Raw genomic sequence first — 18644 nt, 5'->3', positions numbered from 1 at the left:
GTACAAAATGCTCTAAATTCATCGATTATGAAAACCCTGCTTTACCTCGTCTGCTTTCTTTTCGCCCAGGGCGGTTTGGCCGCCCCCTCCCTTCCATGCACCGCCCCCCCGGATACCGGCGTAGCCCCCTCCGCGACCGACACGTCGAAATTCATCCCCGTGGAACGCGTGGCGGAATTCGAAGGCGGGGACTCCGCCTGGAATGACTGGATCAGGGGCCAGCTCCTGAAACGCCTGCGTTACATGGAAAAGAAAAATGCATACGGTAGCGCCGAGGTAGGTTTTATCGTGGAAAAAAACGGCGGCATAACCCATGTCGAAATCCTACACAGCGCCGGCACCAAGCTCGACGACGTCGTGCTCGAAATCATGAGTAAGTGTCCACGATGGAGCCCGGCCCTGAAACACGATCATACTCCCGTGATGGCCTACCGGCGCCAATGGTTCACCCTCCAGCGACCGGACTGATGCCGACCATCCGCCTGACCACGACGATCCGTGCACCGCGGGAGGTTTGCTTCGACCTGTCGCGGAGCATAGACCTGCATATGGAATCCACCGCCCATACGGGTGAACGCGCAATCGCCGGCCGGACCAGCGGGCTCATCGGTCCAGGTGAAACCGTAACCTGGCGCGCGCGGCATTTTGGCGTCTGGCAAAACCTGACGTCCAGGATCACTATCTACGAGTGGCCGGGCGTCTTCGTGGACGAGATGGTCAAGGGGGCTTTCCGGTCCATCCGGCACGAGCATCGTTTCGAGGTCTTTGACGGGGCCACCGTCATGTATGACGTATTCGCGTACCGGAGCCCGCTGGGCTGGCTGGGCCGCGTGGCCGATTTTCTCTTTTTGAAAAAATACATGCGCCGCCTGCTCGAGCAGCGCAACGTGGTCATTCGCGCGGCCGCCGAGCAGGCCGCCGGCGTGACATAGCCGCGCGCCGCCGTCCGCGCGCCGCGGCCCTCGCGCGGGCTCACTGCGCGACACTTGGCAGAGCGTTTGCACTATCAACGTGCCTATGTCTATCAAACGCCTCCAGAAAGCCCTGGCCTACGCCGTTTCAGTCGTGCTGGCCCTGGCGGTCCTAACCTACATCACCGGTGGCGTTATGGTCCGGCGCAAAGTGGCGCAGGCTGTCGCCCAGTTGCCGCCCTCGCTCAAGGTGTCCTATTCCTCGCTGCATCCCCTGCTGTTCCAATCGGCGCTGGTCATAAAGAACCTGGATATCCGGTTTGCGCCGGGCGATTCAGCGCATGCCCACCATGTGCGGATCGCAAAAGTGGAATTGGCTGGTATTGGATTTTTCAGCTGGTTGTCTTCCCGCCGGCTGAAGATAAAGACGCTCCTCCTCGAGGACGGGCGCGTCGACATCGACCGGTCTTTGCTCGACAGCGGCGCGTTGCCCCATGACCTGCAAAGGCCGTTCACCGAGGCCGCGATAGGGAAGATCCTGCTGGTAAATATCCAGGTGAACAGGGGCGCCGGATTTACTGCCACGGGCGACCTGGAAATTGATTCGGTGCATATCGACAGCACGGTGGCTTTTTCTGGAATAAGTTGCCATATAAGCAACGCGCGGTATCGTTACCCCGACGCTTATGCGCAGTTACGTCTAAGCGGCTTAGACATCGATAGCCGGGAAAGGACGCTCGACATCGACACCGTCCGTATCGTACCTACGGTCGACAAGCTCGAGCTGGGTAAGATCAAGGGCCACCAGGAAGACTTCGTCGAGGGGGACGCCACCGGAATCCATGTAGGTGGCCTGGACTTCGGCGAACTGCGCCGCGCCGCAGCCGCCGGGAGCCACCCGGCCGGTGCGCCCCATCGCTTCGTCGCCGACAAGGTCACCATCAAAGGCGCCAGGGTCTATGTATTCCGCGACCGCCGCCTGCCCCTCGACACGGGTGTCAAACCGTTGCCGGTCGACTACCTGCGCCGCCTGCCGGTAGACCTGCGCGTGCAAAAAGCAGAACTGGGTCCCACCACTTTTACCTATGAAGAACACCCCAAGGACGGTGACAAGACCGGCTACCTGAAAATCGTCCATTTCTCCGGCCACATCGACCACCTCATCAACCACCCCGCCCCCGGCGACCCCGCCTATATGAATGTCGTCACCGAAGGCTCGCTCATGGGTTCGGGTTCCGTAGAAGCCACCACCCGCATGCCCCTACGTCCCGGAGATCCATACATCGTAAATGGTTCTTTCCACGACCTGGACGTCACCTCCCTCAACCCCGCCGCCGAAAACCTCGGCCGCCTCCACCTCGAATCCGGCCTGCTCAACAACCTCAGCTTTTCCTTCCAGATGACCGCCGAAAAAGCCACCGGACAAATCATCGGCGAATACCACAACCTCGTCGCCGACAAGCTCAAAGACGTTGATGACAAAAAAGTCGACAAGTTCAAATCGTTCTTCCTAAAGCACCTCATCATCCCCAAAGACAAGGACCACACGCTCCCCGTCGCCCGCCGCACCGGCAAGGTGGATTACAAGCGCGATCATTCCCGCTATTTTTCCTACTATCTTTTGCATTCGCTTTTGGTAGGCGTCAAGGGGAGTTTTTCGTTGGGGTTTTTGTTGCCGGGATAGGGATTTTTCCGTAAGATTTTATACTGAATTTTACTATTGATGAACTTCAACTATTGCGAGACAAAAAAAAGCGTATTATTTTTATAGGCTCGATCAAAAGCAACTTATGTCAACCGATATAAAATATAAAAGCAGTATTCGTCCAAATCTCGCAAGAAGACTTTTCTGGGATTTTGACTACGAATCGATCGATTGGCAGGAAGCGATAGTCACTGTTGTTCAACGAGTAATGGAACGAGGTAATGAAGACGAATGGCAGGAGCTTTTTCGTTTCTATGGTCGAGACAAGGTGGTTGACACACTTAAATATGATTCGAATTTTTTGCCTGATTATGCTATCGAAAAGGTTTGCCGTTACTTTGGATTAAAACCTGAGGATTTAAGGTGTTATTGGAGGAAAAAGTCGAGGCCAGGATATTGGATTTAAAATACCCAGGGTAGCCTACCATTTATTTGTTAATAACCAATCTCTATGGTTTGCATAGTGGATGGGATTTTATTTAACCGCATTGATAAGAATCGTGAGGGAAACTGATAATGTTGCACGTGGAAACAGTGAACGAAGAGATGCTGGAATTAATCAAACGTCTTTCAGTTGATAGACAACTTTCCGAATTTTATCTTGTTGGTGGCACAGCACTTTCACTACAACTCGGCCATCGCGCATCAGTTGATGTGGACCTCTTTACTCAAAAAAAATTTGATTCGAAGGAAATTTCGGGATATCTAAAAGAAACATACGGTGCTGAAGTAACCGGAACCATGGATAGTGCAACGTTCGGTTTTATTGGGTCCGTAAAGGTTGATATCGTTGCCCACCCGCACAAATGGCTTGCTTCCCCTATTGTTGAAGAAGGAATTAGAATGGCGTCATTAGATGACATAGCGGCAATGAAACTAAATGCTATCGTACATTCAGGCACGAGGAAAAAGGATTTTATCGATATTTATGCACTTTTGGAACATCGGACCTTGAATGAAATGACAGAGGCTTATGAGCGGAAGTATCAAATAATGAATGCTGCCGTGGCTAAGCAAGCACTGTTATACCATAAAGACATTGAAAAAGGGACCCAAATAACCTGGCTCGATCGGCCCCAGCGTTTATGGGTTCACATCGCCGACCGGCTGGAAGATGCAGTGTACAATCCTCAAAACCTTTATACAAAGACCCTGGATTGGAGAACAAACGAGGAATCGGACGGCCTATCGATCTTCGAAGAATACCAGGAGCGGTACCTGGCCCGGATAAGCCACAACCTGGACGAATCCCCCGGTCGCGGCAAAGGCAATGGCCGTGGTTACGGCTACGGCAATGAGCAACAATTTATCGTACATTAGCGCAAACCCCCATCATGAACACAAAGCTTGCTCTTTTCTCCCTTATGGCCCTATTTACCATTAAGCAAACCAGCGCGCAGCAAGACGCCAAGACACAGGAATTGTTGAAACAGGACTGGCCATGCCTGCATTGTTTTGCGGACTCCAATGCCAAGGTGCCACCGCCGGCGGCGGGGGAGAACCGGGTGGTGTTCATGGGGAATTCAATCACCATCGGATGGCTGGAAAAGAATCCGGAGTTTTTCAGGGGTAAACCGTATCTGGACCGGGGGATCAGCGGGCAGACGACACCGCAGATGCTGATCCGGTTCCGCCCCGACGTGATCAACCTGAAACCAAAGGTGGTGGTGATCCTCGCGGGGACCAACGACATCGCGGGTAATACGGGGTATACCAGCAACGAGACGATCGTGGGCAATATCATATCGATGGCGGAGCTGGCCAGGGCCAGCGGGATACGCGTCGTCATTTCTTCCATCCTCCCCGCGTACGAATATCCCTGGCGGACGGGGATGGACCCGCTCCACCGCATCCCGGCGGTGAATGCACAACTTAAAGCGTACGCCGAGGCGAACCACTGTGTCTATCTCGACTATTTTTCGACGATGGTCGACCAGCGGGGCGGTCTAAAACAAGAGCTAACCAGCGACGGCGTACACCCCACCAAGGCGGGCTACCTGGTGATGGGTCCCCTGGCGGAAAAAGCCATCGCGGAAGCGCTCAGGATGAAGCTGCGCTAGCGGAGGGACCGAAATTCTCCGTAATTTCAGGGCTATGAAAAGCAAATCTACCTCAGACCTGACCGAAGAATTCGTAGAACAATGCAAAGCGAACTTCTTTAATGATATACGCCCGGCCAACCCCGCGACCACCCGGTCGCCGGAGCACAATGCCGTGATCGCCATAGCCAGGGATTTTTTTAACCGGGGCGACGTAACGGCGCTCCAGCTCCTCCTTGGGAAAAGCCAGTATTTTGTCGACCTGTGGTCCGCCCATATGTTATTGGAGCACGGCCAACTGGACGAAGACCTCAAAAAGAAGTCGACCGACGTGATCAAGCGATACGCGCGGGGTTGCATGAACCCCGAGGTCATAGCCGAGGAGAAGTCCTGGCTGGCCGCCCACGATATGGGGAATTAAGCCAGGCCGTGCTCCTTGGCAAAATTCAGCAGACCGACGGGCGTATAGATGTTGAGCTTGCGGCAGATATTACGCCGGTGGGCGTTAACGGTGAATTCACTGAGGCTCATCTGCTCACTGATATTCCTGGTGGTAAGTCCACGGGCGATCATCCGGATGATTTCCACCTCCCTTTTGGTGATCCGGTTTTTGCGGATGAAGTCGTCGCTCAGCTTGTCTGAGCTCGCCACGGGCTCCTGCTCCCCCGGGAACCATTTCTGGCCGGCGGCTACCGCACGAAAGGCTTCCTTGATGGTAACGGAGGTGCTCGTCTTCAGGAGATAGCCGTCTGCGCCGAGGGCGCGCACATCAGCTATCAGTTTTGGCTGGTTGTAGCTGGTAAAGACGATGACGCGGACGTGCGGGAAATCCTTTTTTACCCGTCTCAGGGTGTCGACGCCATCCATCTTTGGCATGTTGAGGTCGAGCATGACGATGTCCGCGCCCGACTGGCTCAGGCTGTCGAGTAATTGACGGCCGTTGCCCACCGATGCCGGGACGTCCACGTCCTCGATCTCCCGGAGCACGTTGATGAGCCCGTCTATCAGCATGGGATGGTCGTCCGCTATGATAATCCTAAGCGCCATGGTTTACGGGTATTTCGATGACGATCAGGGTACCCTGGTCGTTCTTTTTGGTGATTTCCATCTGGCCCTTCAGATAGGCGATCTTCGACTGGATCGTACGCAACCCTTTGCCCTTCCGGTATGCCGATTCGCCAATGCCCACGCCGTTGTCGTCCACGATGATCGAGATGTGGTGGTCCTGCTCCACCAGCTCCAGGGTGGCGGTCGTTGCCAGTGAATGCTTCAGGATGTTCTGCAATAGCTCCTGGATGATGCGGTAAAGGTCGTTCAACAACCCCATCGGGTGTTTACCCGAGTCTTCGAAACCGATGATGATCAGCTCCAGCCGGATCGTGCCGGAGAGGTTGACGGTATCCGCCAGGTCTTCGATGGCCTTCCTGAAACCGTAGCGTTCGATGATCAGGGGCGTGAGCCGGTGGCTCAGCTCCCGGATGGTCGTGGAGACCGAAGAAAGGATCTCGTGCGTTTTTTGTATCCGCTTCTCCGACTGTTCGTCCCCGATGCCCTTCTCGATCGTCGACGAAATGTTGAGCAGCGCCAGGGCCAGCATAGAGTTCACCTCGTTGTGCAGCTGGTCCGCAATCTTGTGGCGCTCGTTTTCTTCCGCTTCCATCACGCTTTGCATGATGTCGATGTGCTGTTGTTTTTCCATTTCCACGAACTTGCTTCGGGCAAGGTCGGCCTGTTGTTTCTCCCGGACCTTCCGGGCGCGGAGGTAGAGGCTCAGGAAGGTGATGGCCAGGGCCGCGATACACAGGATGACGATGTAGAACGTCCTTTCCCGCCGGGCACGCGCCAGGGCGGCGGCGCGGTCGTCGTTCAACCGTTGGATCTCCCGCTCTCCTTCCCGGACGCGCATCCGGGTCTCGACCACCTGTATGGCACGGAAGCGGTTGAGGTTGGACAGCGAATCCCGGACCTGGTAAAACGAGTCCAGCGCGGCGGCATAGGCGGGATAATTTTTTAAGGCCTTTTGTAATTCCGCGTAGCACTGGTAGTAATAGAAGCCATATGCCGAATACCTGCGCGTGCCGAGCCCGGGTTCAAAACGCGCAAGCACGCGACGGGCGGAGTCGACCCGGCCGTTCAACAGCAGCCCATGCGCATAATAAACACCGGGCGGCACCAGCGAAAGCTCAAAACTTTCGTCGCCGAAGGTCCGGGCTTTTGCATAATACTCCAGGGCCTTTTGATTGTCTCCGGCGTGCTCCGCGATGAGCCCCGCGGCGATAAAGTAGTTGACCAGCGGTATCTGGTCCTCCGGCACGCCGAATGTCTTGAGGCTCGTGTCCAGGTAGGCCTTGGCGTCGCCATAAAGACGCTGATAGGCCCTGACGATCGACAGATAGGCGGCGACGTATGGGATACCCGGTTTGCCATAAGGGCTGTTCACCGTATAGTCGTAGCACATTTGCATATACTTGCCGGCGTTGTCGTAATCCGTCAGCAACAGGTTGAGCTGCGCCAGCTGGTGATATACCGTTTGCTCCGCCAGGCCAAATCGATAGAGGTGGGAATTGTAGAGCTTGTTGCTGGGGATAAGGCTGCTGTCGCGGGAAATGTCGAGCAGGCCTTCGAACCCCTCGATCTGCTTTACTGGGTTGTCCTGCAGCACGGTTAGAATGTAGTCGTACTTGGCGGAAAAAAAGGCGTTCTTATCCGCTATATCCTGCGACAGCATGATGGCTTTGTCGAGGTAACGGCGCGCCCCGGTGGTGTCGGTGTCCTTGATCGATTGCGCCTTGAACGTATAGATAAAGGACAGGGCTTCCTTGTCTCCCGTTTTCAGGAACTGCTGCTCCGCGACCGGGAAATACTTGTTGAGCGAGTCGGTTTTCCCCGTGGTACTGTAAAAGGCCACCAGCGCTACGTATACGCTCCTCAGCAGGCTGTCGTTGCCCGCGGCGTTCACTTCGGCCTGGCGGTACAACACCGAGGCGTCGTCATAGAGCCGCATCAGCACCTTCGACTTTGCCTCGACCATGATCATAAGGTGAACCCAGCCGTGGTTCCCCGTTTTTTCCAAAATGGGGATGTACTCGTTGATCATTTGGAAAGCCAACCCCATATTGGTCCGGCTGACGGCTTGTATCAGGTCGCAGGCGTCCCGGAAGTTTTGCTCCGTGGGCGCATTTTTTTTCAATTCCTCCCATTTGGCGCGCCCCTCGGCGTCCGTATAGTTGCGCAATTGCGCGTGGGCGATCGGACCACAGAAGGTAAGCAACAGGAGTAAAGCGAAGAGCCTTTTCATTTTTGGACGCAGTACCCGGTTAGACGGGCGGCTGTCTAATTTAGGCATAAATGGTCATTGCTCAAATTTACCCTCCTCACCGGAGGGGGGCAATAGTTAAGGGTAACTAAAAGCCTTCACGGAAGCTTGCATAACTAAAAAAATAGGTTTACCTTATAGTAAACCTAACGATATGTCTCCTCGTTTTCTAGCAACCGCCCTCCTGCTCGTCAATATAGCCTTCGCCCAGGACGAAGGCCGCCAGGATCTTTATTATGGAAAGTTCCAAAGCGCCAGGGATTTTTACCAAAAAGCACAACCCGGGGGTGAGAGCACCTGGTGGCTAGGCCAGGCGGAGCTGGGGATGAAGGATACAAACGCCGCGGCGACGTTATACGCGCACGCCCTGGCGGCCGCTCCAAACGATCCCTGGGCGCTGGTGAGCGCGGGCATGGCTTCCCTGCTGACCGGTAAAGCCACCGATGCCCGGAATCAGTTCGAATCCGCCATCAGCCTAACCAGGGGCCGGGACGCCGGTATCCTCCAGGCCATCGCCCGGGCAAACATCGACGCGCCCGCCGGTGACGCCAACTATGCGATTACCCAGCTGAACCTTGCGCTGAAGCGCAAGAAAACGGCCGGTTTATTCACCGACCTCGGCGACGCCTACGCAAAGCTGATTGACGGGGGGAACGCCGTTACCAACTATAACAACGCCCTGCAAACCGACCCGTCGTATGCGGCCGCACATTACAAGACCGGTTTGATCTACGAGACCCAACGAAACCCCAGCCAGTTCGTTCCCGAATACGAAGCCGCGATCGCGGCCGACGCCCGTTACGCGGCCGCCTTTTACCGGCTCTATGTGCATTACTACTACCTGGACGTCGACAAGGCGCGGGACTACCTGGCCAAATACACCGCCCTGGCCGATCCCGGGCCGCTGGTCGACCAGGCGAACGTAGACATCCTTTTTGCCGGCGGGCACTACCAGGAGGCCGTCGATCGCGCCACCGCATTGCTCCCCGGCACGCCGGCGGCGTTCAAACCCCACTACTATAAGCTCCTGGCCTACGCCGAGGATTCGCTGGGCCGCTACGCCGACGCCAGGTCCGGCATGGATACCTACCTGGGTCACCCCGACGACCAGCTGACGCCAAAGAACTATCTCGAGGCCGCGCGCATCTATTATAAAGGTGGTTTTGGCGCCGATTCTGTCTTCGCCTTCGTAGAGCGGGCCATTGCCCTGGATACCGTCCCGGCCCAGAAGACCGCCTACATTCATTATGCCGCCGCCCTCGCCGACTCCCTCCACGAACCCATCCGCAAGGCCTATTGGGCCGGCCAGGTCTACCTGAACGAGAAAGAGCCCGATCCCGCCGATCTCTACGCATGGGGCAATGAAATCTACAACACCGCGGAGGCCATACGGAAGGCTGACTCCGCTACCCGGACCGGCGCTTCCGACCGTTTCTACCGCCAGGCCGACAGCGTGTTTGCCTGCTATATCGATAAGTTCCCCGCTTACGCGGTCTATGGCTATTACTGGCGCGCCCGCTCCAACTGGTCCCTCGACACGGATATGAAGAAGGGGCTGGCAGCACCTTATTTTGAAAAGATGATTGCCATGGCCGATACTTCCAAAGACTCTGCGAAGTATGTCGACGCCGTCAAAACGGGCGCCTATTACCTGACTGCATATTATTATGGGAAAAAGGCGTTTCGCGAGGCGTTGGAGTATGACAACAAGTACTTGTTATACGCCCCCGACGATGCGAGCTTCCGCCGCCTGAAGGATTTTATCGAAAAGCGCCTGGCCCAGGGCGGGAACTAGTCTTATCTTTCCGTCGTGAAAACGGCCGCTTATATCCTTACCTCGCTGCTCGTATACCTGGCGTTATGCGTGGCGGTATATCTCATGCTGGCCATCGCGATCGACTACGCGTCCTTCAGGACGGACATCCATTTTTTGCGCTTCAAGCAAACCTACATACCCATTCCCCTGTGGCGGGCTGCCTTCTATACGCACGTATTCAGCGCCGTACTGGCCCTGGCGGCGGGATTGACGCAGTTTTCACCCCTGGTGTTAAGGGAACACCGGCGTCTCCACCGCGTCATGGGCTGGATCTACGCGGTAGACGTGCTGGTCGTGAATTTTCCCTCGGGAATGGTGCTGGCCGTGTACGCCAACGGGTTGTTGCCGTCGAAGGCGGCCTTCGTGATCCTGGATTGCCTTTGGTTCTGGTTTACTTGCAAAGCGGTGGCTGCGGCCCGGAAAAAGAACTTCGCGGCACACAAACGCTATATGATCCGGAGTTACGCCCTCACGTTTTCCGCGATCACGCTGCGCACCTGGAAGCTCGTCCTGGGCGGCATCTTTCACCCGGACCCGCTATGTCTGTATATGATCGACGCCTGGATGGGCTTCGTGCCCAACCTGCTCCTGGCAGAGGTGTTGATACGCTGGAAAGGGCTTACCGCTCGATCCTCATATTCGCGATAAACAAAAAGGCCACCGCCGCGAAGATGACAATAAAGCTGACGATGCCCGCAAGCACCTGTAACAACCGGGCGTACCGGCTTCCGGCGAGGTACCGGTAGACCACGCCGGCAATGGTGTAGGATGCCCAACCGATGAGTGCGAGCGCCGCGGCGAGGATCAGGTAGAACTGGAACATGGGCTTAAGATACAAAAAAAGGCAGCTACCAGCTTTCGCTGATAACCGCCTGAATCCCAGTGGACCCTGCTGGGCTCGAACCAGCGACCCGCTGATTATGAGTCAGCTGCTCTAACCTGCTGAGCTAAGGGTCCGACGCGCGGAAGCGGGAAGCCCCGGCGCAGAAGGGTGCAAAAATAGAAAAATCCCCGGGAAATCCCATTTCTTTGCGACATGCCTGAAGTAAAAAACCTGATACTCGATTTGGGGGGAGTGCTCCTGAACCTGGACTATAAGAAAACGAAACAGGCATTTGCCGAATTAGGGATAGCTGACTTTGACGCGCACTATACCCAATTCAAGGGATCGCCGCTGTTTGACGAGCTGGAAACGGGGAAGGTGAGCCCGGCGGCTTTTTATGACGCGATGCGTGCCGGTTCCGGGCTGGCGCTCGCGGACGCGGAAATAGAGAAGGCCTGGAATGCGATGCTGCTCGACTTCCCGGCGGAGAGGCTGGCGCTCCTGGAGGCGCTGCGGCAGCGTTACCGCCTGTTCCTGCTCAGTAATACCAATGCGATCCACTACGAAGCCTTCCAGAGGACCTACCGGGAGGCCACCGGCCGGGTGTCGCTGGACGATCTCTTCGAAAAGGCCTATTATTCCCACCTGATGGGCGCGCGTAAGCCGGACGTGGAACCCTTCCGGATGATCCTGGAGGAGCAGGGACTGATTGCGGGGGAGACGTTATTTGTAGACGATACCCTGCCGAACTTGGCGGGCGCCCACAACTTGGGCATACAAACGGTTCATTTACAACCGCCTATGAAATTGGAGGATCTGGGTTTATAGACCGCCATACGCGTCAGGCCCGCGCGGCCTATGTGGCGTGCGTGCGGCGCGGGAACTACTTAACTTCCTCGAAATCAATATAATCCCCCATCTTATCCCAATTGGGCTTTCCCTTGGCGGGCGCGGCGGGATTGGGGGTGGGCCGTGGTCGGGCCTGTTCTTCGAATTCGCGGCGAATGACCTTGGCGGTCCGCACAACGGGCAGTACCACACCGGCAATGAGCCGGAACAGGAACAGCCCTACGATCAGCAGGATAAAAAACAAAATCGGTTCCATGACTTAAGGTGTTGACGCCGGAGGCCGGGCCTCCGACCAGGCTAAGGTAAGTCAAGCGGAGTTAAGGTTTTCCAAAAACGGCGAGGAATAAAGACATTTGGAAGTTACCGGTTTATTATAGTACCTTTGCATCGGACAAGGGTACAATAGAAGGGAACGACATCGTTCCCTTCTTGTTTTCCCAGAAGCGCCGGAGGTCGGCAGGCCTGCGCCCGAAGGCATAAGGCCGCCGGGCTGCGCCCAAGGCCAACCGGCCCGCTGAAGGAGCAATAAGAATATGAGTAACGAGACGCAAATCGAGGCAATCTCACGGATGGTGACGTCCGTGATTGCCGGTGATCCCGCAATCTTCCTGGTGGAGGTAAAGATTAAACCGACGAATAATGTAAAGGTCTTCCTTGACGGAGACCAGGGAATTTCGATCCGGCAATGTGCAGACTACAACCGTGCCCTGTACAAGCTGTTGGAGGCGGATGCACTTTTCCCCGATGGAGACTTTTCGCTGGAGGTTTCTTCTCCGGGTCTGGATGAACCCCTCAAACGGGAGCGCCAGTACCATAAGAACATTGGCCGGTATGTGGAGGTTGTGACACAGGAAGGGACGACGGTAGAAGGGAAGCTGGTAAAGGCCGGCGATTCGGAGATCGTCGTCGAGGAAGAAAAAGGAAAGAACAAAAAGAAGGAGATCGTACAACATACGATCCAGCTGAATATTATTAAATCAACAAAAATTCAGATCAAGTTTTAATGGGTGTATTATGGCAAGTATTAACCTGATCGAGTCATTCCAGGACTTTAAGGAGGCAGAAAATATCGACCGTCCTACCTTGATGAAGGTATTGGAAGACGTGTTCAAAACCTTGCTCCGTAAGAAATACGGCTCGGACGAGAATTTCGACGTCATCGTCAATACGGAAAAGGGTGACCTGGAAATCGTGCGACGTCGTATGATCGTAGAAGACAATGACGTAAACGACCCCCTGGCAGAGATCGCCTATAGCGATGCGACGAAGATCGAACCCGACTTCGAGGTTGGGGAAGAGCTTTACGAAGAAGTGGACATCCTCGACTTCGGGCGGAGGGCCATCCTGGCGGCCAAACAAACGCTGGCCAGCCGTATCGGAGACCTCAAGAAGAACGTCCTGGTGAAAAAATATTCCGACCGTGTGGGCGAGATCGTCTCCGGGGAAGTATACCAGGTTTGGAAGAAAGAAGTATTATTGCTTGACGAAGAAGGCAATGAGCTGATCCTGCCCAAGAGCGAACAAATCCCCTCCGACTATTTCAAAAAAGGTGAGAACATCCGTGCGGTGGTCAAGAAGGTAGAGTTGAAAAACAACACCCCCGTGATCATCCTGAGCCGCACCCACCCGAGTTTCCTGGCCAAGCTGCTGGAAATCGAGGTGCCGGAAATCTTCGACGGGCTCATCGCTATCCGGAAGATCGTCCGGGAGCCGGGGGAAAGGGCCAAGGTGGCCGTGGAATCCTTCGACGACCGCATCGACCCTGTAGGCGCCTGTGTGGGTATGAAGGGGAGCCGCATCCACGGTATCGTCCGGGAGCTGAAGAACGAAAACATCGACGTCATCAACTGGACCAACAACATCAACCTGCTGATCCAGCGTTCATTGACGCCGGCCAAGATCACCAGCATGGACGTGGACCTGGAACGTAAGCACGCCGACGTATACCTCAAGCCTGACCAGGTTTCGCTGGCGATCGGACGGAAAGGGGTCAATATAAAACTGGCCTGCGAATTGACGGCCTTGGATATAGACGTGTACAGGGATAATGAAGGGGAAGTGGAAGAGTTCGACATCGACCTCGACGAATTCGCCGACGAAATCGAACCCTGGATCATCGACGAGTTTAAACGCATCGGTTGCGACACCGCCCGGAGCGTGCTTGACCTGACGGTATCCGAGCTCGAAAGGAGGACAGACCTGGAAAAAGAAACGATAGATGAAGTAAGACGCGTCCTGAAAGAAGAATTTGAGGCGGAATAAGAGCGCCAGGATTGCTACATTTGGGCAGTAAAAAATCAAATAGCGGGCAGGGAGCCTGCCCGCCCCGTGTTAAAATATTTATGTCAGAAGCTACAACACCGAGATTAATGGCCGCCGCCAAGGAGTTCAACATCGGCAAAGACACGCTGGTGGACTTTTTGGAGGGCAAGGGATTTAGCCGCGACGACTTGAAGCCCACTTCCAAGCTCACGGAAGAGATGTACCGTGCCTTGCAACAGGGCTTCCAGACGGACAAGGCGGCCAAGGCCAAGAGCGATCAGATCGAAATTCCGAAAGGAGCGATGGTCGATCCGCTGAAAAAGAAGAAGAAGGAAGAGGAAGAGGAAGCAGCCGCCGCCGCAGCGGCAAAGAAAGAGACGTTCAAGACGCCTGTGCCCAAGGAAGAGCCCGAAGCGCCAGCCCCCGCTCCCGTCGAGAAACCGGTGGTGGCGCAGGCGCCTCCCGCGCTGCCCAGCCCCCCCGTGCAGGAGCGTGTTCAGGAACGCCCGGTAGAAACGCCTCCGGCGCCGCCCGCGCCCCCGGCCCCCGCGGAAAAAGTCATGAAGATCGATGCCCCCGAGATCGAAGGACCCAAGGTCATCAAGAAAATCGACCTCGATGCCATCGAACGTCCGCGTAAACCGGAACCCGCGCCAGCACCCGCGCCAGTGCAGGAAGCAAAGCAGCCCGAACCTGTAAAGAAACCCGCACCTGCGGAACCCGCACCGGTTCAGGAAGTCAAACAACCCGCGCCGGCCAAGCCTGCGCCCGCACCTGTCGAGGCTGCGGCCCCGGTGGAGGCGCCTAAGGCCGAAGCCGCTCAAAAAGAAGCAGAGCCGCAAATCACCAACCTCCGCGCGGACAGGCTGGAAGGCCCCAAGATCCTGGGAAAGATCGACCTGCCTGTCAACAACGATACCCGGCCCAAGCCCAAGGAAGAGAAACGCAAGCGCAAGCGCATACCGCTGGATAAGAATGGCGTACCGGATACGCACGCCCGCCAGGGTGGTGATCCCAACCGGCCAAAAACGCCCTTCCAGAATAACCCCGCCGGAGGCCAGGGTGGTCAACACCAGGGTGGTCAGGGCGGTGGGTTCAACCGCGGTGGCCAGGGCGGCCAGCACCAAGGCGGCCAGGGCGGCGGATTCAACCGTGGCGGTCAGGGCGGCCAGGGTGGCGGCTTCAACCGCCAGGGCGGCGGAGGTCCGAACCGGCCCATTACGCCCCATCAGCGTCCAGGCGGTCCCGGTGGGAATCGTCCGGGCGGCGGACCGGGCGGACGGCCCGATCATCGCGGCGGGAACAATCGTGGGCCCTTCAAACCCGCGGAACCCCGCGAAATCAACGCTAAGGAGATCCAGGACAAGATACGCGAAACCCAATCCAAGCTTGCCGGTTCCTCCGGTCGCGGTAAAAGCCTGAAGGCCAAATACCGTAAAGCCAAGCGCGACGAGATGGCCGAACAGGGCGGCGACGAGGGCATGGACAACAAGCTCCAGGTAACCGAGTTCATCAGCGTGGCGGAATTTGCCAACCTGATGGACGTCAGCTTCGCGGAGGTCATCAGTAAGTGTATGAGTCTTGGGATCATGGTGAGCATCAACCAGAGGCTGGACGCCGAGGTCATCGAGCTGGTGGCCGGGGAGTTCGGCTACGAGGTCGAGTTCATCGACATGAAGGAACAGGACGAATTCGAAACCGAGGAGGAAGAGGACGAGCCCGAAGACCTGCAACCCAGGGCGCCCATCGTGACCATCATGGGTCACGTCGACCACGGTAAGACCTCGCTGCTGGACTATATCCGCAACGCCAACGTGGTCTCCGGTGAAGCCGGGGGGATCACCCAGCACATCGGCGCCTACGAGGTCGTCACACCCAGCAACAAGAAGATCACCTTCCTGGACACGCCGGGTCACGAAGCGTTTACCGCGATGCGTGCCCGTGGCGCCAAGGGTTCGGATATTGCCGTCATCGTGGTGGCCGCGGACGACGCGGTCATGCCCCAGACCCGGGAGGCGATCAGCCACGCCCAGGCGGCGGGTGTACCGATGATTTTTGCCATCAACAAGATCGACAAGGAAGGGGCCAACCCCGAAAAGATAAAGGAACAGCTGGCCGGGATGAACCTGCTGGTGGAAGACTGGGGTGGTAAATACCAAAGCCAGGAGATCTCCGCCAAGTCGGGTCTGAACGTCGACCTGCTCCTGGAAAAGATACTCCTCGAAGCCGAGCTGCTGGAGCTGAAGGCCAACCCCGACCGGCTGGCCGTCGGAACCATCATCGAAGCATCCCTGGACAAGGGCCGTGGCTATGTAACCAACGTACTGGTGGAGACCGGTACCCTGGAGGTCGGCGACATCATCGTCGTCGGACAGCACTACGGCCGCGTCAAGGCCATGTTCAACGAACGCAACCAGCGTGTCGAAACCGCGGGTCCTTCGGCCCCGGTCCAGATGCTGGGTCTGAATGGCGCACCCCAGGCCGGTGAGAAGTTTAAGGTATTCGAGGACGAGTCCGAGGCCAAGGATATAGCCACCCGTCGGGCGCAGATCCTGCGCGAACAGGGCTTGCGCGCCAAGAAGCACATCACCCTGGACGAAATCGGCCGCCGGTTGGCCCTGGGGAACTTCAAGGAGCTCAACCTCATCATCAAGGGCGACGTGGACGGTTCGGTGGAAGCCCTCAGCGACTCGCTGCAAAAGCTTTCGACCGATGAGATCGCGGTCCGGGTCGTACTCAAGGGCGTGGGCCAGATCACCGAAAGCGACGTCCTGCTGGCGACGGCCTCCGACGCCATCATCGTCGGTTTCCAGGTGCGTCCCTCGATGCAGGCTGCCAAGCTGGCGGAGAAGGAAGGCGTGCAGATAAAGGGTTACTCCATCATCTATACCGCCATCGACGAAGTCAAGAGCGCCATGGAAGGGATGTTGGAACCGAAGATCCAGGAAAAGGTCACCGCCAACGTCGAGGTCCGCGAAACCTACAAATTCGACAAGATCACCGTCGCCGGGTGTTATGTCCTGGACGGCAAGATCTTCCGGAACAGCAAGATCCGTGTGGTCCGCGACGGTATCGTCGTCCACACCGGGGAGCTGGGTTCGCTCAAGCGCTTCAAGGACGACGCCAAGGAGGTCCAGGCCGGTATGGAGTGCGGTTTGAGTATCAAGAACTTCGCGGACGTCAAGGTCGGAGACATCGTCGAGGCCTACGAAGAGGAAGAAGTAAAACGGAAGCTCTAAGGATCGCTCCCGCGCCCCGCGCGGGCCCGGCGCCAAACCTTTGTTAAAGATCATACCCGCAGGGGCCCGCGCGGCCCCTGTTTTTTAAATTTGACGCAACAATCCAGCGGAATGAAGAAAATTGCCTTGTGCATTAGCCTGCTTGCCGGCGCTACCGGCGCCGTTTCGGCCCAACGCGTAGTGGCGGACAAGATCGTCGGCATAGTGGGCGACAAGATCATCCTCAAATCGGACATCGACGGCCAGATCGACCAGGCCAAACGGGAAAATATGCTGGACGCCCACCCGGAGCTGGGGGACCCCTGCTATCAGATGCAGGCGCAGCTCACGACCAAGGCCCTGGTGCTCCAGGCCGAAAAGGACTCCCTCCCGGTATCCGACGAGGACGTAGAGAACGAGCTCGACCTGAAGATCCGGAACTTTATACAGATATACGGCAGCAAGGAAATCCTCGAACAGATCGCGGGTCAATCCATCTACCAGATCAAGGACAACTTCCGCCAGGCCATCAAGGAAAACCTGCTGGCCAGCGGTGAAAGGAAAAAAGTGGTGGACGACGTCACCGTGACCCCAACCGAGGTCAAGGCCTTTTACGACAAGATCCCCAAAGACAGCCTCCCCTATTTCGAGAGCCAGATGCAGGTCGGTGAAATCGTCATCACGCCGAAGAACAACCTCGAGCTGGACCAGTACCTCCGCGACCAGCTCAACGAGTACAAGAGCGAGATCGAAACCGGCAAGCGGACCTTCGAGCTGCTGGCAAAACTGTATTCGGACGACCCGGGCTCCAAAGACCGCGGGGGTCTGTTACAGGTCAACCGCGCCGACAAGAACATCGACCCGGTCTTCCTCAACGCCGCTTTCCGTCTCAAGGAAGGCCAGGTATCCCCGGTCATCAAGGCCAAGGACGGTTACGACATCATTCAGATGGTCGCCCGCTCCGGAGACGACGCCACGGTCCGGTATATACTCAAGGCGCCCCAGGTGGCCGACGCCGAGATCAATTCCGCAAAAGGCAAGCTGGACAGCATCCGCGCCCGGCTAATCACCGGCGCACTGAACTTCGGTCAAGCCGTCGCCCTCTACAGCGAAGACGACAACTCGAAGCAATACGGCGGTTTGATGATCAACCCCAACGACGGGTCCACGTTCTTTACGTATGAAGACCTCGACAAGGACCTGATCGACGTCGTCAAGGGGATGAAGTCCGGCGAATACTCCCAACCGATGGTGTACACCGACCGCCTGAAGCGCAACGTCCGCATCCTCTTCCTGAAGTCCCGTACGGAGCCGCACCGGATGAACATGACCGACGACTACAACCATATTGCCGACGGCGCCCTCGCCGAAAAGAAGAACGACATCTTCCAGAAGTGGCTGGTCAAAAAGATCCCCTCCTATTACATCATGATCGACCCTGACTACCTCCAATGCCCGTCCCTGCACGTCTGGGCCCAATACGCCAACCCTGAGACCCGCGAGGCCAAGGCGCCGGTCGCGAAGGGTACGAACTAAATTCTTCCAACTACATAATAGAAAAGGCCTGGGAACCGCCCCAGGCCTTTTTTACGTCCGCCCGCATGCGGCCACACATACGGCTCATATGCCCGCTTCTCATGCGCCTGCCACGCGAACTGTCAGGAGCGGCGCGGGATGCCTCTTTTTTCCCGTTTTTGCCAAACAT

General features: G+C 56.7%; 18 protein-coding genes and 1 tRNA gene. 14 read left to right on the top strand and 5 right to left on the bottom strand.

All coding sequences use genetic code 11. The features are described from left to right. The first annotated feature begins 27 nt into the window (after window positions 1–27). From VL547_RS22100 to VL547_RS22070, 7 genes are all read left to right on the top strand, one after another. Complete coding sequence (locus VL547_RS22100) at window positions 28–468, top strand: energy transducer TonB (RefSeq protein ID WP_325582080.1); 441 nt, start codon at window positions 28–30, stop codon at window positions 466–468. Beyond that, a complete protein-coding gene (locus VL547_RS22095; protein WP_325582079.1) occupies window positions 441–932 on the top strand; it encodes an SRPBCC family protein in 492 nt (163 codons plus the stop codon). The genes VL547_RS22100 and VL547_RS22095 overlap by 28 nt, the downstream gene beginning before the upstream one ends. A gap of 85 nt (window positions 933–1017) precedes the next feature. Continuing rightward, window positions 1018–2595, top strand: a complete 1578-nt coding sequence (locus VL547_RS22090; RefSeq protein WP_325582078.1) for a hypothetical protein — start codon at window positions 1018–1020, stop codon at window positions 2593–2595. A gap of 106 nt (window positions 2596–2701) precedes the next feature. Next, a complete protein-coding gene (locus VL547_RS22085) occupies window positions 2702–3022 on the top strand; it encodes a DUF6922 domain-containing protein (protein ID WP_325582077.1) in 321 nt (106 codons plus the stop codon). A gap of 119 nt (window positions 3023–3141) precedes the next feature. After that, a complete protein-coding gene (locus VL547_RS22080) occupies window positions 3142–3936 on the top strand; it encodes a nucleotidyl transferase AbiEii/AbiGii toxin family protein (RefSeq protein WP_325582076.1) in 795 nt (264 codons plus the stop codon). A 14-nt stretch (window positions 3937–3950) separates the two neighbouring features. Next, window positions 3951–4676 carry an SGNH/GDSL hydrolase family protein gene (locus VL547_RS22075; protein ID WP_325582075.1) on the top strand — a complete coding sequence of 242 codons (726 nt, stop codon included), beginning with the start codon at window positions 3951–3953 and terminating at the stop codon, window positions 4674–4676. Between the two features lie 34 nt (window positions 4677–4710). Further along, window positions 4711–5076, top strand: coding sequence for a hypothetical protein (locus tag VL547_RS22070; RefSeq protein WP_325582074.1), 366 nt, complete (start codon window positions 4711–4713; stop codon window positions 5074–5076). Here the strand turns inward: VL547_RS22070 and VL547_RS22065 are convergent. Next, on the bottom strand, window positions 5073–5702 hold the full coding sequence (locus VL547_RS22065) for a response regulator transcription factor (RefSeq protein WP_325582073.1): 630 nt from the start codon (window positions 5700–5702) through the stop codon (window positions 5073–5075). The two genes, VL547_RS22070 and VL547_RS22065, sit on opposite strands and share 4 nt — an antisense overlap. Beyond that, window positions 5692–7953, bottom strand: a complete 2262-nt coding sequence (locus VL547_RS22060; RefSeq protein ID WP_325582072.1) for a sensor histidine kinase — start codon at window positions 7951–7953, stop codon at window positions 5692–5694. Before VL547_RS22060 ends, VL547_RS22065 begins: the two co-directional genes overlap by 11 nt. Before the next feature lie 172 nt (window positions 7954–8125). Between VL547_RS22060 and VL547_RS22055 the strand changes: the two genes are divergently transcribed. Together VL547_RS22055 and VL547_RS22050 are read left to right on the top strand one after the other, a co-directional pair. Next, complete coding sequence (locus tag VL547_RS22055) at window positions 8126–9766, top strand: tetratricopeptide repeat protein (RefSeq protein ID WP_325582071.1); 1641 nt, start codon at window positions 8126–8128, stop codon at window positions 9764–9766. Window positions 9767–9781: 15 nt separating this feature from the next. Continuing rightward, complete coding sequence (locus tag VL547_RS22050; protein WP_325582070.1) at window positions 9782–10435, top strand: DUF2306 domain-containing protein; 654 nt, start codon at window positions 9782–9784, stop codon at window positions 10433–10435. On the opposite strand, the gene VL547_RS22045 is transcribed toward VL547_RS22050, so the two are convergent. Next, entirely contained in the window at window positions 10407–10610 is a 204-nt protein-coding gene (locus VL547_RS22045; RefSeq protein WP_325582069.1) for a hypothetical protein, read from the bottom strand. The two genes, VL547_RS22050 and VL547_RS22045, sit on opposite strands and share 29 nt — an antisense overlap. 60 nt (window positions 10611–10670) lie before the next feature. Continuing rightward, window positions 10671–10744: transfer RNA gene (locus VL547_RS22040), tRNA-Ile, on the bottom strand. Between the two features lie 79 nt (window positions 10745–10823). On the opposite strand from VL547_RS22040, the gene VL547_RS22035 reads away from it, so the two are divergent. Continuing rightward, window positions 10824–11438 carry an HAD family phosphatase gene (locus VL547_RS22035; protein WP_325582068.1) on the top strand — a complete coding sequence of 205 codons (615 nt, stop codon included), beginning with the start codon at window positions 10824–10826 and terminating at the stop codon, window positions 11436–11438. A gap of 55 nt (window positions 11439–11493) precedes the next feature. Here VL547_RS22035 and VL547_RS22030 read toward each other — a convergent pair whose 3' ends face one another. After that, window positions 11494–11715 (bottom strand): hypothetical protein, encoded by a 222-nt coding sequence (locus tag VL547_RS22030; RefSeq protein WP_325582067.1) that lies wholly within the window; start codon window positions 11713–11715, stop codon window positions 11494–11496. Window positions 11716–11992: 277 nt separating this feature from the next. Here VL547_RS22030 and rimP point away from each other — a divergent pair, with 277 nt between their 5' ends. The 4 genes from rimP to VL547_RS22010 all read left to right on the top strand — a co-directional run bounded on the left by rimP (window position 11993) and on the right by VL547_RS22010 (window position 18475). Beyond that, entirely contained in the window at window positions 11993–12463 is a 471-nt protein-coding gene (gene rimP / locus VL547_RS22025) for a ribosome maturation factor (protein ID WP_325582066.1), read from the top strand. Window positions 12464–12473: 10 nt separating this feature from the next. Further along, window positions 12474–13721 carry a transcription termination factor NusA gene (gene nusA, locus VL547_RS22020; protein WP_325582065.1) on the top strand — a complete coding sequence of 416 codons (1248 nt, stop codon included), beginning with the start codon at window positions 12474–12476 and terminating at the stop codon, window positions 13719–13721. 80 nt (window positions 13722–13801) lie between these two features. Further along, entirely contained in the window at window positions 13802–16960 is a 3159-nt protein-coding gene (gene infB, locus VL547_RS22015) for a translation initiation factor IF-2 (RefSeq protein WP_325582064.1), read from the top strand. Between the two features lie 111 nt (window positions 16961–17071). Beyond that, window positions 17072–18475: a peptidylprolyl isomerase gene (locus tag VL547_RS22010; RefSeq protein ID WP_325582063.1), complete on the top strand. Its 1404-nt coding sequence runs from the start codon at window positions 17072–17074 to the stop codon at window positions 18473–18475. Window positions 18476–18644 lie beyond the last annotated feature (169 nt).

The sequence above is a fragment of the Dinghuibacter sp. genome, assembly GCF_035492835.1.
GTDB lineage: Bacteria > Bacteroidota > Bacteroidia > Chitinophagales > Chitinophagaceae > Dinghuibacter.
Note: the sequence above shows the minus strand (reverse complement) of the source record. Positions and strands in the feature narration are given on the sequence as shown.

Bases quoted from the DNA above. Each gene is read 5' to 3' on its own strand.
- VL547_RS22090 (WP_325582078.1), top strand. From the start codon at position 1,018: ATGTCTATCAAACGCCTCCAGAAAGCCCTGGCCTACGCCGTTTCAGTC.
- VL547_RS22070 (WP_325582074.1), top strand. From the start codon at position 4,711: ATGAAAAGCAAATCTACCTCAGACCTGACCGAAGAATTCGTAGAACAA.
- nusA (WP_325582065.1), top strand. From the start codon at position 12,474: ATGGCAAGTATTAACCTGATCGAGTCATTCCAGGACTTTAAGGAGGCA.
- VL547_RS22065 (WP_325582073.1), bottom strand. From the start codon at position 5,702: ATGGCGCTTAGGATTATCATAGCGGACGACCATCCCATGCTGATAGAC.
- VL547_RS22060 (WP_325582072.1), bottom strand. From the start codon at position 7,953: ATGAAAAGGCTCTTCGCTTTACTCCTGTTGCTTACCTTCTGTGGTCCG.
- VL547_RS22075 (WP_325582075.1), top strand. From the start codon at position 3,951: ATGAACACAAAGCTTGCTCTTTTCTCCCTTATGGCCCTATTTACCATT.
- VL547_RS22095 (WP_325582079.1), top strand. From the start codon at position 441: ATGGTTCACCCTCCAGCGACCGGACTGATGCCGACCATCCGCCTGACC.
- VL547_RS22030 (WP_325582067.1), bottom strand. From the start codon at position 11,715: ATGGAACCGATTTTGTTTTTTATCCTGCTGATCGTAGGGCTGTTCCTG.
- VL547_RS22045 (WP_325582069.1), bottom strand. From the start codon at position 10,610: ATGTTCCAGTTCTACCTGATCCTCGCCGCGGCGCTCGCACTCATCGGT.
- VL547_RS22035 (WP_325582068.1), top strand. From the start codon at position 10,824: ATGCCTGAAGTAAAAAACCTGATACTCGATTTGGGGGGAGTGCTCCTG.
- VL547_RS22100 (WP_325582080.1), top strand. From the start codon at position 28: ATGAAAACCCTGCTTTACCTCGTCTGCTTTCTTTTCGCCCAGGGCGGT.
- rimP (WP_325582066.1), top strand. From the start codon at position 11,993: ATGAGTAACGAGACGCAAATCGAGGCAATCTCACGGATGGTGACGTCC.
- infB (WP_325582064.1), top strand. From the start codon at position 13,802: ATGTCAGAAGCTACAACACCGAGATTAATGGCCGCCGCCAAGGAGTTC.
- VL547_RS22085 (WP_325582077.1), top strand. From the start codon at position 2,702: ATGTCAACCGATATAAAATATAAAAGCAGTATTCGTCCAAATCTCGCA.
- VL547_RS22055 (WP_325582071.1), top strand. From the start codon at position 8,126: ATGTCTCCTCGTTTTCTAGCAACCGCCCTCCTGCTCGTCAATATAGCC.
- VL547_RS22010 (WP_325582063.1), top strand. From the start codon at position 17,072: ATGAAGAAAATTGCCTTGTGCATTAGCCTGCTTGCCGGCGCTACCGGC.